This is a genomic window from Aeromicrobium sp. Root344 (assembly GCF_001425755.1).
Lineage (GTDB): Bacteria > Actinomycetota > Actinomycetes > Propionibacteriales > Nocardioidaceae > Aeromicrobium.
Window position 1 is genome coordinate 1997816 of record NZ_LMDH01000001.1, and the last position, 15984, is coordinate 2013799.

The window sequence follows — 15984 nt, forward strand, 5'->3', positions numbered from 1 at the left end:
TTCCACCCTCTTCCGTAGTCGGCACCACCCTCCGAGAGCAGGCACATCGTGAGAATCTCCACCTCCACCACCAGGCGGCGCTCGCTGCGACGCGGCACGCTTCTCTGCATCGCCGGATTGTTAACGCTCACAATGCTGTCGCCGCAGGTCGCCGGCGCTGCGGATCCCACGACCACAGGGTGGCGGGACGACTTCAGCGGGAGCAGTCTCTCGGCCGACTGGAACATCACGAACGAGGACGCCGACAACTACGACGTGGCCGACGGCAAGCTCGCCGTCACGGGCCAGGCCGGCGACACGTACCAGGGCACCAACACCGCCAAGAACGTCTTCATGGTCGACGTCCCGGCAGGTGACTTCACGGCGGTCACCAAGCTTTCCGCGCCGGTCGGCAAGGTCTACCAGGGTGCTGGCCTGATCGCCTGGAAGGACATCGACAACTACGTACGCTCGGGGCTGACGTTCGTCGGCACCCTCTCGCCGTCAGGCATCGCGGTCGAGAACGACGTCGAGACCGGCGCCTCGTTCCGGGCCGCCTCGTTCGCGGACCTCCCTGGTGCGAGCTCGGTGACCCTGCGGCTGCAGCGCGTCGGCGCCACGATCACGACGAGCTACTGGAACGACGAGACGAACGCGTGGGTCGCCGCGGGCTCGGTCGACGTCGCGTTCGACACGACGCAGGTCGGGCTGTACGCGCTCGGCGCCCAGGACGGCACGCCGCTGCCGACCACGTTCGACTACTTCTCGGTCGATGCCGCACAGGGCGACGACATCGTGCCCAGCACGACGTTCGCGCTCAGGAGCGTCAGCGACACCCCCTATCTCGTCAGCGACGGCACGGACCTGAAGCTGACCGCCACTCCGCCCACCGCGAGCCTGCGGCTGACGGCCGAGGCGGCCGGCGACGGCACTGTCGACGTGCGGACCAAGGACGACGGCAAGCCGGTCGCGGTCGTGGGTGGCCGACTGACCCTGGGCGCCGACCCCACCGCGCTGCGGCTCACCGACGCCGGCGGCGGCAAGCTGTTCATCCGCAGCGCCGACGGCGACTCGTACGCCACCGAGGGCGACCATGGCGCGATCGTCATGGGCGGGCGGCAGGACGCCGCACGCTTCACACTGACCGAGGTCGACGACGACGTCGCGTCGCTCCACATCGACGGTGACGGCAAGGGCGCGTCGATCAGCGACACGATGTTCGGCATCTTCTTCGAGGACATCAACTACGCGGCTGACGGTGGGCTCTATGCCGAGCTCGTCCGCAACCGCTCGTTCGAGTTCAACTCCTCCGACAACGGCTCGTTCAACGGCCTCACCGGGTGGCAGACGCTCGACCGCAGCGGCAGTGGCACGACCGCATCGGTGGTCAACGACGGCGAGCGGCTCAACGCCATGAACCGCAACTACCTCAAGCTCGACGCAGCGGCGGCCGGCGACGGCGTCCGCAACACGAGCTTCAACAACGGTGTCGCGGTCAAGGCCGGCGCGACCTACACCGCCTCGATCTGGGCTCGCAGCACCACCGCGCAGGACCTGACGCTGCGCGTCGAGAACAACGCCAACACCGAGGTCGCCGCCACCGCGAAGGTCGCGGTCGACGGCAGCGACACGTGGAAGAAGTACGACGTCGAGGTCACCGCGACCGGCACGACGGACTCCGGACGCTACGCCGTGCTCGCGGGCGCCGCGTCGACGATCCGCGTCGACATGGTCTCGTTCATGCCGGAGGACCGCTGGGTCGGCCCGGTCAACGGCAAGTCGGTGCTCCGCAAGGACCTGGCCGAGAAGGTCGCGGACATGAAGCCCTCGTTCGTACGCTTCCCGGGCGGCTGCGTCACCAACGTCGGCACGTTCAAGTCGTACGAGGAGAGCAACTACACCGATCGCAAGCGGACGTACCAGTGGAAGGAGACCATCGGGCCGGTCGAGCAGCGCCCGACGAACTGGAACTTCTGGGGCTACAACCAGTCGTACGGCATCGGCTACCTGGAGTACTTCGAGCTGGCCGAGGACCTCGGCGCTCAGCCGCTCCCGGTCCTGTCCGTCGGCGCCAACGGCTGCGGCAGCACCATCCCGGAGATGAAGGACGACGCGTCGATCGCCCGCTGGGTCGACGACACGGTCGACCTGATCGAGTTCGCCAACGGCGGCACCGACACCGAGTGGGGCGCCAAGCGGGCCGCGCTGGGTCACCCCAAGCCGTTCGGGCTGAAGATGATCGGGCTGGGCAACGAGGAGAACACCACGACGTTCGAGGCGAACTTCCCGAAGTTCCGCGACGCCATCAAGGCGAAGTACCCCGACATCAAGATCATCTCCAACTCCGGTCCTGACTCGTCGGGCGCGCGCTTCGACACCCTGTGGAACTTCAACCGGGCACAGAAGGTCGACCTGGTCGACGAGCACTACTACCGCGACCCGAGCTGGTTCCTGGCCAACAACCACCGCTACGACACGTACGACCGCAGCGGACCCAAGGTCTTCCTCGGTGAGTACGCGTCGCGCGGCAACACGTTCGGCAACGCCCTGTCCGAGGCGTCCTACATGACGGCCCTGCAGCGCAATGCCGACGTCGTGCGGCTCGCGTCGTATGCACCGCTGCTCGCCAACGAGTCCAACGTGCAGTGGACGCCGGACGCGATCTGGTTCGACAACGACGAGTCGTGGTCGTCGCCGAACTGGGAGGTCCAGAAGATGTTCGGCAACAACGTGGGCGACGAGGTCGTGCCGAGCACGTTCGACGGCGCGGTCAACCAGCCGGAGGACATCTCGGGCGGCGTCTTCCTGTCGACCTGGAGCACCGCCGCGGCGTACGACAACCTCACGGTGAAGTCGAACGACACCGGCGACACGCTGTTCTCCGACCAGTTCGACGACGCGTCGAAGTGGTCACCGCAGTCCGGCACCTGGGCGGCGACCGGCGGCAAGTACGTCCAGTCGTCGACGTCGGTCAACGACGCCCGCAGCATCGTCACCGGGGCGTACGCGAAGGACTGGAGCAACTACACGCTCGAGCTCGACGCCACCAAGCAGTCGGGGGCGGAGGGCTTCCTGGTCGGCTTCGGCGCCAAGGACACCAACGACTTCTACTGGTGGAACATCGGCGGCTGGGGCAACACCCGGTCGGTGCTGCAGAAGGCGTCCGGAGGCACGGCGAGCGAGGTCAAGGCGCTGGAGAACACGAGCCTCGTGACCGGCCAGACCTACCACATCAAGGTCGTGGTCGAGGGCCACACGATCAAGCTCTACCTCGACGGTGAGCTGCAGATGTCGTACGACGAGGCGGCCTCGACGGAGAAGCTGTTCCAGGTCGTGACGCGCGACAAGAAGTCGGGTGACCTGGTCGCCAAGGTCGTCAACACCGCGACCAAGCCGGTCCGCACCGCGGTCGACGTCTCCGACGTGGGCATCAAGGGCACCGGCAAGGTCACGCAGCTGACCGCGTCGTCGCTGTCCGACACCAACTCCAAGGCGAGCAAGACCAAGGTCGTGCCGGTCACGAGCTCGGTCGACGGGCTCTCGGACTCGTTCAGCTACGAGTTCCCGGCGTCGTCGGTCACGTTCCTGCGGATGGAGACGGTCGACGCCGAGGCGCCGGTCGTGTCGAGCCTCGAGCTCGAGGGCGACAGCTCGCGCGGCGTCTACGCCGACCCGGTGACGGTCAAGGTCGAGGCCACGGACGACCGCAAGGTCGACCACCTCGAGGTCTCGGTCGACGGTGGCGCCTTCACGACCAAGGCCGGTGCGAACGCGTCGTTCGAGGTCGCCGGCAACGGGGCGCACACCGTCGCGGTCCGGGCAGTCGACTCGTCAGGCAACGTCGGTGAGACGCGCCCGGTGACGTTCACGATCGACGCGACGCCGCCGGTCTCCAAGGCCGTCGTCGACGCCGCGGCGCGCACCGTCACGCTCTCGGCGGCGGACTCCGGCGCCGGTCTCGACCGGATCGAGTACCGCGTCGGCGCGGGGGACTGGGCGACGTACACCCAGCCCGTGACGGTCGGTGACGACGAGACGACCGTCGAGTTCCGCGCGATCGACAAGCTCGGCAATGTCGAGGGGACCAACACGAGTGTCGTGCCGGCGAACGGGCAGCCGCTCACCGCGACGGCGACGGCTCTCACGCTGTCGAGCTCGACCGTCAAGATCGGCGGCAAGGTCACCGCGACCGTACGGGTCAAGGCCACGGCCGGAACCCCGGCAGGTGAGGTGGCCATCCGCTCGGGCGGCACGCTGATCGCGTCCGGCGTGCTGGCCAACGGCCAGGTGGTGCTGAGCCTCAAGGCGTCGAGCCTCGGCGTCGGCACCAAGACGTTGGTCGCCCGGTATGCCGGCAGCGCCGGGTTCGCCGCCTCCGAGGACTCGGCCGGCCTCGTCGTGTCCAAGGCGTCATCGCGGACGAAGGCGACGCTCTCGTCGGCCACCGTCACGAGGTCGCAGCACGCCAAGGTGTCGGCTCTGGTCACGACCAGTCCGGCGACGGCGGCAGGCGGCACGGTGACCGTCAGGGTCTACCGCGACGGGAAGCTCATCACCGAGCGCACCGGTCAGGTCGGCGCGACGGGCCGGGCCAGCATCACGTTGCCACGGCTGTCGAAGCGCGACACGTACGTGCTGCGCGTGAAGTACTCCGGGTCGCCGACCGTTCTCGGCTCGTCCGCCGCCTCGGCCTATCTGCGAGTGAAGTAGGCCGGCCGTGTCCACCACCATCAGCAAGGGGCGTTCCATGAAGATCACCACGAAGGTCTCGCGGGGGCTCATCGCCGCCGCCATCAGCGTGGCCGTGACGGCGACCGGACTGGCGGCGCTGCCGGCCTCGGCCAGCGACGTGTCCACGGGCCTCGTCGCCTGGTACAAGCTCGACGAGACCAGCGGCACCACGGCCGTGGACTCGTCGGGCCACGGGCGCAACGGCACCGTGGCCGGCGCCGCGACGTGGAACGCCGGTGACGGCTTCACGTTCGGCGGCGGGTCCAACAGCAGCGGCAACGCGATCACGTTGCCCGACAACCTGCTGGCGGGCCTCGACGACGTCAGCGTCGACTTCGACGTCAAGGTCGACCCGGCGCTGAGTGGCAACTGGTTCATGTTCAACCTCGGCAACCTCGCGACGTACCCCAACGGCACGGGCTACCTGTTCGTGACCGGCAAGGACGGCGGCGGGTTCTACCGCGGCACGATGGCCGCCGGCGGCTTCGCGACCGAGCAGAGTGCCTCACGAGCGGGCGGCCTGGCCACCGGCGTGTGGAAGCACGTGACCCTGACCGTCGACGGCGGCACGCCGGGGGCCCCCGGCACCAGCAAGCTGTACGAGGACGGCGTGCTCGTCGCGACCAACTCCAACGTCACCGCCAAGCCGTCTGACCTCGGCGAGCCGGACGGCACGACGACCCGCAACGTCATCGGTCGGTCGGCGTACGCCGGCGACCTGTCGTTCAAGGGCACGATCCGCGACTTCCGCATCTACGACCGGGCGCTCGACGCCGGAGACGCGGCGACGCTGTCGGCCAAGACGTCGACCGCCGTGACCACGGCCGACAAGGCAGCCCTCACGCTGGGCGACACCTCGGCGGTCACCGCCGACCTGGCGCTGCCGGCCAAGGGCTCGGCGGGATCGACGATCACGTGGGCCTCGCCGGCCCCGTCGACCGTCAGCACGACCGGTGCGGTGCACCGGCCAGCGCACGGTGCAGGCGACGCGGCGGTCACCCTCACGGCGGCCCTCGCCCACGGAGCCGTGACCACGACGAAGGACTTCCAGGTCACGGTGCTCGAGGACGAGCTCGACGACGCGGGCAAGGTGCAGGCCGCGCTCGCCGCGATCGAGCTGGTGCACCCCGACGACGTACGCGGCAACCTCACGCTGCCGACCAAGGGCTCGTCGGGCACGACCGTCAGCTGGACGTCGTCCAAGCCCGGCGTCGTGACCCCGACCGGTGAGGTCACCCGGCCGGCACACGGCGCCGACCCGGTCGACGTCACGCTGACCGCCACGGGCACGCTCAACTCGACGACCGACACCCGCGACATCGTCGTGACGGTCAAGCCGGCCCCCGCCGCGCTCGACTTCGAGGCGTACGCGTTCGCCTACTTCGCCGGCGAGAGCACGGACGACGGCGAGAAGATCTACATGGGCGCCAGCAAGGGTGACGACCCGCTCGACTACGACGAGCTCAACAACGGCAAGCCCGTCCTCGCGTCCCAGTTCGGCACCAAGGGCCTGCGGGACCCGTTCATCATCCGTTCGCACGAGGGCGACCGGTTCTACCTGCTCGCGACCGACCTCAAGGCGTACCCGGCGGTCGACTTCGGCGAGGCGCAGGAGACCGGCAGCAAGTACCTCGAGGTGTGGGAGTCGACGGACCTCGTGCACTGGGGCAACCAGCGGCACGTCAAGGTGTCGTCGGACTTCGCCGGCAACACGTGGGCGCCGGAGTCGTACTACGACGAGGACACCGGCGAGTACGTCGTCTACTGGGCGTCGGCGCTCTACCCGACGACCCAGACCGCCGGCCGCGACATCAACACGTCGTACCAGCGGATGATGTACGCCACGACGCGCGACTTCGTGACGTTCAGCGACGCCAAGCCCTGGATCGACGTCAAGCGCGGCACGGGCAAGGGCATGATCGACGCGACCGTCGTCAAGGACGGCGACACGTTCTATCGCGTCGTCAAGGACGAGGCCTACATGATCCCGCGCCAGGAGAAGTCGACCGACCTGCTGGCCACGGTCACGGGCTCGCTGCCGACCACGACGTCGACGCCGGGCTGGCAGCTCGTCAAGGAGAAGCTCGGCCTCGGCCAGCCCAACCCGTGGGGCGGCACGTTCACCGGCGGTGAGGGCCCGACGGTGTTCCGTGACAACGACGACCCGGACCACTGGATCATGTTCATCGACCAGCCGAGCTATCACGGCGGTCAGGGCTACATGGCGTTCGAGACGCACGACATCGCGTCGGCGGACTGGACGGCGGTGCCCGACGCGGACCTGCCGAGCAGCCCGCGGCACGGCACGGTCCTGCCGGTCACGCAGGAGGAGCTCGACCGGATGCGCCTCAACCTGCAGCCGGACCTGCTCGTCGAGTCGGTCGAGCCGGTGACGGTGACGACCAAGGCCGGCACGGCGCCGGTGCTGCCCGCGAAGGCGACGGTGCACTTCGCCGACGGCTCGACGGCCGACAAGACGGTCGACTGGGACGCGATCGATCCTGCGAAGTACGCCGACGTCGGCACGTTCGAGGTCCAGGGCGACGTCGCCCCCGGGTCGACCGTGCGCGCCACGGCGACCGTCACGGTCACCGACGCGCTCGACCCCAGCGTCACGCTGACCACCGACCCCGTCGCCCCAGACGGGGAGGCCGGCTGGTGGACGACCGCACCCGTCAAGGTCACGGCAGCCGGCTTCGACGACCGCGAGGTCGCCGGGGTCGAGACGTCGGTCGACGAGGGCCCCTGGGTCGCCGTCGACACCGACGAGGTCACGGTGCCGGTGACCGGCGAGGGTGCGCACTCCGTGCGCGCCAGGGCCACCGACGCGAGCGGCAACGTCTCGCCGGTGCAGACGCTCGACGTCAAGGTCGACACCGCGGCGCCGATCAGCAAGGCGTCGGTCACCGCCGGGCGTACTGTCAGCCTGGTCGCTGCGGACGAGACCTCCGGCGTGGCCCGGGTGGAGTCGCGGCTCGGCACCTCGGGCGCTTGGAGCACTGGCAGCTCCGTGCCCGTCGGCTCCGGTGAGACCGTCGTGCAGTTCCGGGCGGTCGACAAGGCGGGCAACGCCGAGGAGCCCAACTCGGTGACGGTGCCTGCCGTCGGCCAGGGCCTCCACGACTCGGTCACCGTGGCGACGCTGTCGGCGACCAAGGTCCGCTTCGGCACCAACGTCACCCTGACGGCCCGGGTCAACGGCGCTGGACCGACGCCGACCGGTGTGGTGCGCGTGCTCGACGGCGACACCCTCGTCAGCACCGGCACGCTCGTCAGCGGCCGTACCACCGTGACAGTCAGGTCGAAGGACCTCGGCGCGGACGGGACCAACCAGCTGACGGTGCGCTACGACGGGGACGCCGAGTATCGCGCGTCCGACGACGTCGTCACGCTCACGGTGCTCAAGGCGTCGTCGAAGGTGTCGCTCAGCATCCCGTCGAAGATCCGGGCGGGCACGAAGGCGACGATCACCCTGACCGTGCTGGCCAGCCCGACGACGCCGGTCGCCGGACGCGCCACGGTCCGGGTCCGGGCCGGCGGCAGGAACTACGTGCTGCGCACCGTGACGCTCGACTCCAAGGGCCGGGCGACGGTGACACTGCCGAAGCTCGGCGCCCGCTCGTACGACCTGCGGGTCTCCTACGGCGGCAGCCCGACGGTCGACGCCGTGGTCCGCACCGTCACGCTGCGGGTCCTCCGATAGGCATGGCCGTGCTGCACGAGCTCGATCGCACCGACTCCGTCGTCCGGGGTCGCCACCACAGCACGTGGGTGGCGACCCTGGACCGGCTGCGGGCGCGAGGCATGGACGACGCCGGCCTGGAGCTGCTGCTGGAGTGCATGGGGGCGGCCGAGCGCGAGGCCTGGGCCACCGACGGAGTGCCGACGGCGGAGTACGCGCACCGGGCGGCCGTGATCCATCGTCGCCGCAGGGACTACGCCGCCGAGGTCGAGGTGCTCGAGCGCTGGATCGCCGCGTGCCCCGAGCCGCGCGACCCGTACAGCCGGTTGGCGGTGCGGCTCGTGAAGGCGCGGCGCCTGCTGGCTACTCCACCTCGAGACGCTGCTCGGTCAGGCGCCGTCGGGTCTGCGTGTCGAGGCTCTCGCGCTTGACCTTCAGCTGGTCGTAGATTCCACCGACCGCCCAGCCGATGACCGGTGGCATGACCGGTCCGACGAAGCAGATGAACAGGATCAAGGCACCGGTCGGCGTCATGGGGTTCCTTCGGGTGGGAGTGGAGGGTCAGGCGTGCCGGAGCGCGTATCGCGCGGCGTTGTAGCCGCACATGCCGTGGGCGCCGGCCCCGGGTGGGGTGGCGGCGGAGCAGAGATGGACGCCGGGGGCGCCGGTCGCGTACGGATGCAGGGTCGTGCGCGGCCGGAACACCAGCTGCCGGGCCGTGTTGGCGCCGGCGATGATGTCGCCCCCGACGAGATTGGGGTTGCCGGACTCGAAGTCGGCCGTCGTCCGGACGTGGGTCGCGCGGACCCGGTCGCGGAATCCCGGCGCGAAACGCTCGATCTGGCTCGTGATCGCCTCCGTGGCGTCGCCGGAGTAGCCCGCCGGCACGTGCGCATACGCGTACAACGGGTGCACGCCGTCGCGCGACCGCGTGGGATCGGCGACGTACTGCTGCCCGACGAGCACGAACGGCCGCTCCGGCATCCGCCCCTTCGAGACGGTCAGCTCGGCCGCGGCGATCTCCTCATACGTCCCGCCGACGTGGACCGTGCCGGCCGAGCGGGACGGCTCGTGCGTCCAGGGGACGCCGCCCTCGACGGCGTAGTCGACCTTGAAGGCGCCCGCCGCGTGGCGATAGCTCCGGTACGCCCGCGCGACCCGGGCCGGCATGCGATCGCCGACGATGTCGGCCGCGGCACGCGGTGAGGTGTCGAGCATGACGATGTCGGGAGCACCGAGCTGGTCGAGCGAGTCCACCCTGACGCCGGTCTCGAACCTCACGCCGCGCGCGGTCGCGAGCTCGATGATCGCCCTGCTGATCTCGCCGGTGCCACCCTCGGCGACGGGCCAGCCCAGAGCGTGGGCCGACGCGCCGAGCGCCAGCGGGATCGACGACGACAGGAGCCCCGAGAAGGGGCGGAAGGTGTGGGCCGCCGCGCCTGCGAACAGGCCTCTGGCCTCGGGCGTCTCCCACCGCCGCCCGAGGACCGGCACGGGCAGCGCCGCGTACGCACCGAACCTCGCCAGCTGGACCGGGTGGTCCGGCACGTGCAGCACCGGCTGCAGGATGTCGGCCGACAGCCCGGCGAACCGCTCGGCCAGCGGCCCGAAGAGCCGTCTCCACGAGCGCCCGTCCGTGCCGAGGCTGTCGGCGGTCGTCTCGACCGACCGCCACACGGCCCCGCCCCGGCCGCCGTCGATCGGGTGGCTGAACTGCACCTCGGGCCACCGCCACGTCAGGCCGGCCGCCGTGAGGTCGAACGCCTTCGCGAACGCCGAGCCGATCGCCAGCGGATGGATCGCCGAGCAGTCGTCGTGCACGAGCCCGGGCAGCGTGAGCTCGCTCGAGCTCGCACCGCCGCCCAACCGATCCTGCGCCTCCAGCACCGTGACCTCGACCCCGGCGTCCGCGAGCGTCAACGCTGCAGCAAGGCCATTGGGACCGCTGCCGACGACGATGGCAGTCGTCATCGCGCACCCGTCGTACGCCGGTCCGTCACGTGCACCGGATAGTCGGGCCCGTCCTCGGGCCACGGCTGCCGTTCGAGCATGTCGGCGACCCGGACCTGGCCCTGCTCGAGGAGCCCGACGGCGGCGTCGTAGACGCGGTACGCCTGGCGCTGCACGTGGAACGGCTGGGACTCGAGCACGATGACGCGGAGCTCACCCTCGGCGAAGCCGCAGCGCGACTGGATCGCGTCGAGCAGTTGCTCGTCGTGCAGGTGACCCTCGCCGAAGTTCCACCCGAGCGCGACGCCGGCGACGAACTCGCCGTCCCGGATCGTGTGACCCGACTCGGCGCCGACGACCCGGTCGATCAGGCCGTTGAGCGCCCGGCCGTGGGTGTGCATCGACCGCCAGGCCATGCCCTTCTGCATCATCAGGTCGGCGACCTCGGAGCCGTACAGCCCGGTGAGCTGGTTGACCGGCAGCCGGCCGGACGTCGTGAGCCCCGACTCGAGCCTGGCCTCGGTGGCATCGTCCTGGAAGATCCACACGCTGGTCGCCCAGTTGCCGGCGTAGTAGCGCATCGACAGCAGGAACGACACGAGGTGCGGCTTGAGGTTGCCGAGCAGCGGCAGCCCGACGAGCGCCGGCACCAGGATGAACAGGATGCCGGGCGAGGCCAGGTCGTGGATGCCGATCTCGGAGTGGGCGCCGAACAGGTAGAACAGCGAGAAGATGAAGAAGAGGTTCCACTCGAGCGGCACCCCCATCGGCACGGTCGACAGGATGTGGAGGTGGAAGAGGGCCATGAAGATGATGGCCGCCCACGTCAGCGGACCGCCGCCGCCGACGAACACGAGGTAGGCCGGGACGCCGAACTCGACCGCGGTGCCGCCGTGCGCGAGCAGCCGCGGGATCCACGAGGGACGCAGGTCATCCGTGGCATCGCGGTACATCAGTCGCTTGATCGTCCTGGACCGGATCAGCGGGCTGTTGCTCATCATGACCGCGACGACGTACGGGAAGTGGTGGTTGAGCTTCGAGGTCGCCGCGCCCCACCACAGGGCCAGCATCACGAGCTTGAACCCGACGACCATGTCGACGTACGGGAAGAAGAACAGGAGCAGCGTCAGCCAGTACTGCTCGCCGCGGGCGGCCAGGAAGATCGTCTTGTCGCGCAGTCCCAGCACCGCGAGCAGCACGATCAACGGGACGGCCGCCTTCTCGTCGAGCAGCCCGAGGTCACCCGTGCCCGGACGGGACAACAGCCACACCGCAGAGCCGAGGACGCCGGCGTACAGCACGACATCGGCGACGGCGCGCGTGTCGCCACGCGTCAGCGGGACCCTGCCCGGCCACGGTGGCAGCCGGATCGTGCCGGGCCGCAGCCACCAGAGGAAGCCGCCGATCGGCGGGACGAAGCGCAGCGTCAACGGGCCGAAGCCGCAGCCGAGGCCGAGGACCTCGTAGAGCAGCGTCCAGACGACGAGCTTCTGGTAGACGATCGGCTCGTCCCACCACGAGCTGACGTCGCCGAGCCCGCCGAGGCCCGGCGTCAGCGAGATGACGTACGCGGCGCCGACGCAGTAGAACGCGCACTTGAGCACGTAGAGGAGATAGACCGCGTACGGGGTCCCGAAGCCGTGCTCGACCCAGTGCCGGGAGAGCACCTGGAGGCGCTCAGCCCGCGGCAGGCCGGCCCACGTGTCGTGGTCGACGTCCGGGAGCTCCGGCGACATGAAACCCATGGCTGGGACGCTACGGACCTGGGCCCGTCTGCGCCACATGCCGGCACGACGAAGCTCGCGCCCGGCTTTGTGCGCTGCGCACGAACGGTCGCTCAGGGTTTTGCCAGCACCGCGCTGCCGAGCCAGTGCGCCGCCTCGAGGGCCGCCTGGAGCTGGAACACCACGCCGGGCTCGTCGAGGTGCCGGCCGCACGAGGCCAGTGCCTGTTGGACGCGGTACTGGATCGAGTTGCGGTGCAGCGACATGGCTTCCGCGGCGCCGGCGTAGCTGCGGTGGTGGTCGAGGAAGACGCGCAACGTCTCGCGCAGCGTCGCGGACCGCTCGTCGTCGACTGCGAGGCCGCCCAGGGTCGCCGTGACGTACGACGTGAGCTGTGGCAGGTCGGCGGCCATGAGCGCGACGGGTGCGACCTCGCGATAGGTGACGACCTGGGGTGCCCGGCCGACGCCGGCGAGCTTGATCTCCTTGACCCGCTCGGCCTGGTGGAGGCTGCGGCGGAACCCGGCGACGCCGTCCTCGGGGCTGCCGACGGCGAGGTGCACCTGCAGGTGGGCGGCCCCGAGCGCGCTGCCGAGATCGGCCGACGAGACGGCCGTTGCCGGCGGGACGCGGAACCACATGCGTACCTCGCGCTCGTCGTTGGGCACGATCAGTGGCGAGCCGAGGGCGTTGAGCGTCCGGGCGACGACCTTGCTGGCGTCGTCGAACAGCTTGACGACGTCGAAGCCGGAGACCTCGATGTGCGGCCACGCCTCCAGAGCGACGTGCGTGCCGCCCAAGGCGTACGACAGCGTCTGCTCGGCCTGCCGGATGTCGTTGCTCGTGCCGGTCAGGATCTCGTTGACCGACTGCTGGCGGAGCCCGCTTCGACTGCTGACCCAGCGATCGCGCTCGGCCTCGTACGAGCGACCGACCTGCTCACACACCTTGTCGATGTAGGCCGCGGCCCGGCTGACGAAGTGCAGGACGACGTCCATCTGGTCCGCGGTCGGATTGATGAGCCCGAGGGCGACGTCGAGGAACCGGGCGTGACCGATCCGATAGGCACGGATGAGTGCCGACAGCGGCACGTCGCGCTGGGCCAGCGTGCGGGCGTACGTGAGGGCTGCGGTCGGGGCGTCGAGGTCCTCGACCGCGGTGCCGTGCTCGAGGAAGTTGACCGCGGCCACGATGTTCTCGCTGATGCTGGCCTCGAGCAGCGCCCGCAGCCGGGTGTCGTGGTCGAGGTCGCTGACCTCCTGGAGGGTGACCTCGAACAACGCTGCGGCGAACGCGTCGCGCTGCGTCAGCATCTGCCTGGCGACGCTCGAGACCTGCTCCTCGACCGAAGCGGTGACGTCCATCGGGTCAGTATGCCGCCGAATTGTCAGTCCGCGACCCGCCAGACGCTGGGCGCCGTGCCGTGGTCGCGCTTGAACGCCCGGCTGAACGCCTCCTCCGACTCGTAGCCGACTCGCCGCGCGACCGCCGTGACCGGCAGCGTCGTGGAGCGCAGCAGGTCCTCGGCGACATGCATCCGCCAGCCGGTGAGGTAGCGGATCGGGGCGATGCCCAGCACCGAGCGGAACCGTTCGTCGAGCACCGTCGAGGAGACGGTCGCCTCGCGAGCGAGATCGGTGAGGGTCCACTTGCGGGCCGGTTCGCCGTGGATCGCCGCGAGTGCCGGCGCGACCACCGGGTCGTGCAGGGCACCCAGCCAGCCGGTGTCGGTCGCGGGGGCGCCGGCCAGGTGCAGCTTGAGGACCTCGCGCAGGAGGAGCTGCGGCACGTCGGTCGGCGCGGCGAGCTGGTCGCCGACCTGGCTCGTCTGCTGCAGCACGAGGTCGCTGCTCGCCCTGACCCACGACCGGGCCGGGCCCTCGGGCGGGCTCACGACGAAGACCGGCGGGAAGACGCGCATACGCGGATCGAACAGCCGGTCGTCGCACACGAGGTAGCCGCAGACCAGCTCGCTGCGAGCGCCACCCAGGCCGTGGACGATGTGCGGCAACGAGTCCCACGGCGGCGGCGCGACGAGCTGCGTGATCGGCACCAGCTCGGCGGCCTCGTGGCCACCCATGCGGTGCTGGTCGTTGTAGGGCATCACGATGACGTCGCCCTCGTGCGCCCAGACCTTGTGCGACCCGGCCTCGACCCAGCAGCTGCCTGACACGACGACGTGGAAGATCACGATGCGCGTGGCGCCGGGCGCCAGGACCGCCGTGGCGTCCTGCGTCGGCAGCGACTCGTACGCCCACGGCTCGGTGTACTCGCCGTGCAGGAACATCGCGCCGGAGAGCTGCACCTGGGCGATGGCCTCGGCAAGGGCGGCGGATCGGTCAGGCGTTGCGGCGTCCCGGTCATGGTCGGCGCCGACGCTCGTCATGAGACTGAGTGTGACACCACTTTTTCAAGGGAGACAGCACATGTCGCACGACTCCATCGCTGCACGGTTCAATGCCACGGGCTTCTCCCGCTGGGTCAACGGCACCCACGGTCGCGCGTTCCGGCTGTTCGCCGGCGTCGCCTGGCTCACGTTCGGTCTGGTCTTCCGGGATCACTGGTGGGGCGTCGCCGCCATGACGTGGAGCTTCTTCCCGCTGAGCGCCGGGCTGTTCGACCTGTGCTGGATCAGTGCCGCACTCGGCGGTCCGCTCTCGAGCCGGAAGATCCGCGCCGGCCAGGTCACGGAAGCACCGGTCCTGCACTGATTCACCGGCTGTTCATGGCCGCGGCTCGCGAGGGCGTACCGGCGACGGGCAGGATGGGGAGGTGAACGCGCCTCCCACTGCTCCGCAGCCGCTCGGCCGTCGGCTGCTCGCCGAGCTGCTGGGCACTGGCCTGCTGGTCACCGTGGTGGTGGGCTCGGGCATCGCGGCGGCCGACCTCTCGCCGCGCGACACGGGTCTGCAGCTCCTCGAGAACAGCACCGCGACGGTCCTCGGCCTCGCGGTCCTCATCCTGATGCTCGGTCCGGTCTCGGGTGCGCACTTCAATCCCGTGGTCACCGTCGCCGACTGGTTCCTGTCCCGGCGTGACCCGCAGGGTTTCTCGGCTCGTCACGTCGCGCCGTACATCGCTGCGCAGTGCGTCGGCGCTGTCGCGGGCGCCCTGCTGGCCAACGCGATGTTCGACGCCGGCACGGCGTTCTCCGAGCACGAGCGTGCCAGCGGCAGCCACCTGCTCGGCGAGGTGGTCGCGACGGCGGGGCTGGTGCTGTTGATCTTCACACTCGTGCGTACGGACCGCGTCGCCCTGGCGGCTCCGGCAGTCGGCGCCTACATCGGCGCGGCCTACTGGTTCACGAGCTCGACGTCGTTCGCGAACCCTGCGGTGTCACTGGGCCGGATGTTCTCCGACACGTTCGCCGGCATCGCTCCGAGCTCGGTCCCGTCGTTCGTCGTGGCCCAGGTCGTCGGTGGTGCGATCGGCATGGCGTTGGTGCTGGCGCTCTATCCCTCGCAGGCGGTCACGCCGCACACCCATCAAGGAGAGCCCCATGCCTGATCGTCCCAGCGTCCTGTTCGTCTGCGTCCACAACGCCGGTCGCTCGCAGATGGCTGCGGGCTTCCTGCAGTCGCTGGCCGGCGGACGGATCGACGTACGCTCTGCCGGATCCATGCCGGGCAACCGGATCAACCCCGTCGCAGTGGAGGCCATGGCAGAGGTCGGGATCGACATCGCCGGCGAGCAGCCCAAGAAGCTCAGCGACGACGCGGTCGTGGCATCCGACGTCGTGATCACGATGGGCTGCGGCGACGAGTGCCCGTACTTCCCCGGCAAGCGCTACGAGGACTGGGTCCTCGACGACCCCGCTGGCCAGGGCATCGAGGCGGTGCGCCCGATCCGCGACGAGATCAAGGCGCGAGTCGAGCAGCTCATCGCCTCGCTCGACTGATTCGACCTGCACGGCTAGCA

Annotated in this window: 10 protein-coding genes; 6 read left to right on the forward strand and 4 right to left on the reverse strand. The window is 70.0% G+C overall.

What is annotated here, in order from left to right:
- The first annotated feature begins 48 nt into the window (after positions 1-48).
- Genes ASC61_RS19715 through ASC61_RS19720 form a run of 3 tightly spaced genes read left to right on the forward strand, consistent with a single transcriptional unit; the run spans position 49 to position 8823 of the window.
- Complete coding sequence (locus ASC61_RS19715; RefSeq protein ID WP_157439439.1) at positions 49-4689, forward strand: alpha-L-arabinofuranosidase C-terminal domain-containing protein; 4641 nt, start codon at positions 49-51, stop codon at positions 4687-4689.
- A gap of 37 nt (positions 4690-4726) precedes the next feature.
- Positions 4727-8413, forward strand: coding sequence for an immunoglobulin-like domain-containing protein (locus ASC61_RS09825; protein ID WP_157439440.1), 3687 nt, complete (start codon positions 4727-4729; stop codon positions 8411-8413).
- Between the two features lie 2 nt (positions 8414-8415).
- Positions 8416-8823, forward strand: coding sequence for a hypothetical protein (locus ASC61_RS19720; protein WP_157439441.1), 408 nt, complete (start codon positions 8416-8418; stop codon positions 8821-8823).
- Between the two features lie 130 nt (positions 8824-8953).
- Here ASC61_RS19720 and ASC61_RS09830 read toward each other — a convergent pair whose 3' ends face one another.
- The 4 genes from ASC61_RS09830 to ASC61_RS09845 all read right to left on the reverse strand — a co-directional run bounded on the left by ASC61_RS09830 (position 8954) and on the right by ASC61_RS09845 (position 14452).
- Positions 8954-10363, reverse strand: coding sequence for a phytoene desaturase family protein (locus tag ASC61_RS09830; protein ID WP_056211395.1), 1410 nt, complete (start codon positions 10361-10363; stop codon positions 8954-8956).
- Entirely contained in the window at positions 10360-12087 is a 1728-nt protein-coding gene (locus ASC61_RS09835; protein ID WP_056211397.1) for a DUF3556 domain-containing protein, read from the reverse strand. The genes ASC61_RS09830 and ASC61_RS09835 overlap by 4 nt, the downstream gene beginning before the upstream one ends.
- 92 nt (positions 12088-12179) lie before the next feature.
- On the reverse strand, positions 12180-13430 hold the full coding sequence (locus ASC61_RS09840; protein WP_056211399.1) for a PucR family transcriptional regulator: 1251 nt from the start codon (positions 13428-13430) through the stop codon (positions 12180-12182).
- A 23-nt stretch (positions 13431-13453) separates the two neighbouring features.
- Positions 13454-14452, reverse strand: coding sequence for an AraC family transcriptional regulator (locus ASC61_RS09845; protein ID WP_056211402.1), 999 nt, complete (start codon positions 14450-14452; stop codon positions 13454-13456).
- 40 nt (positions 14453-14492) lie between these two features.
- Between ASC61_RS09845 and ASC61_RS09850 the strand changes: the two genes are divergently transcribed.
- The 3 genes from ASC61_RS09850 to ASC61_RS09860 all read left to right on the forward strand — a co-directional run bounded on the left by ASC61_RS09850 (position 14493) and on the right by ASC61_RS09860 (position 15964).
- Positions 14493-14777 carry a DUF2892 domain-containing protein gene (locus tag ASC61_RS09850; RefSeq protein ID WP_056211404.1) on the forward strand — a complete coding sequence of 95 codons (285 nt, stop codon included), beginning with the start codon at positions 14493-14495 and terminating at the stop codon, positions 14775-14777.
- Between the two features lie 61 nt (positions 14778-14838).
- On the forward strand, positions 14839-15573 hold the full coding sequence (locus tag ASC61_RS09855) for an MIP/aquaporin family protein (RefSeq protein WP_056211407.1): 735 nt from the start codon (positions 14839-14841) through the stop codon (positions 15571-15573).
- On the forward strand, positions 15566-15964 hold the full coding sequence (locus ASC61_RS09860; RefSeq protein ID WP_056211409.1) for an arsenate reductase ArsC: 399 nt from the start codon (positions 15566-15568) through the stop codon (positions 15962-15964). Before ASC61_RS09855 ends, ASC61_RS09860 begins: the two co-directional genes overlap by 8 nt.
- Positions 15965-15984 lie beyond the last annotated feature (20 nt).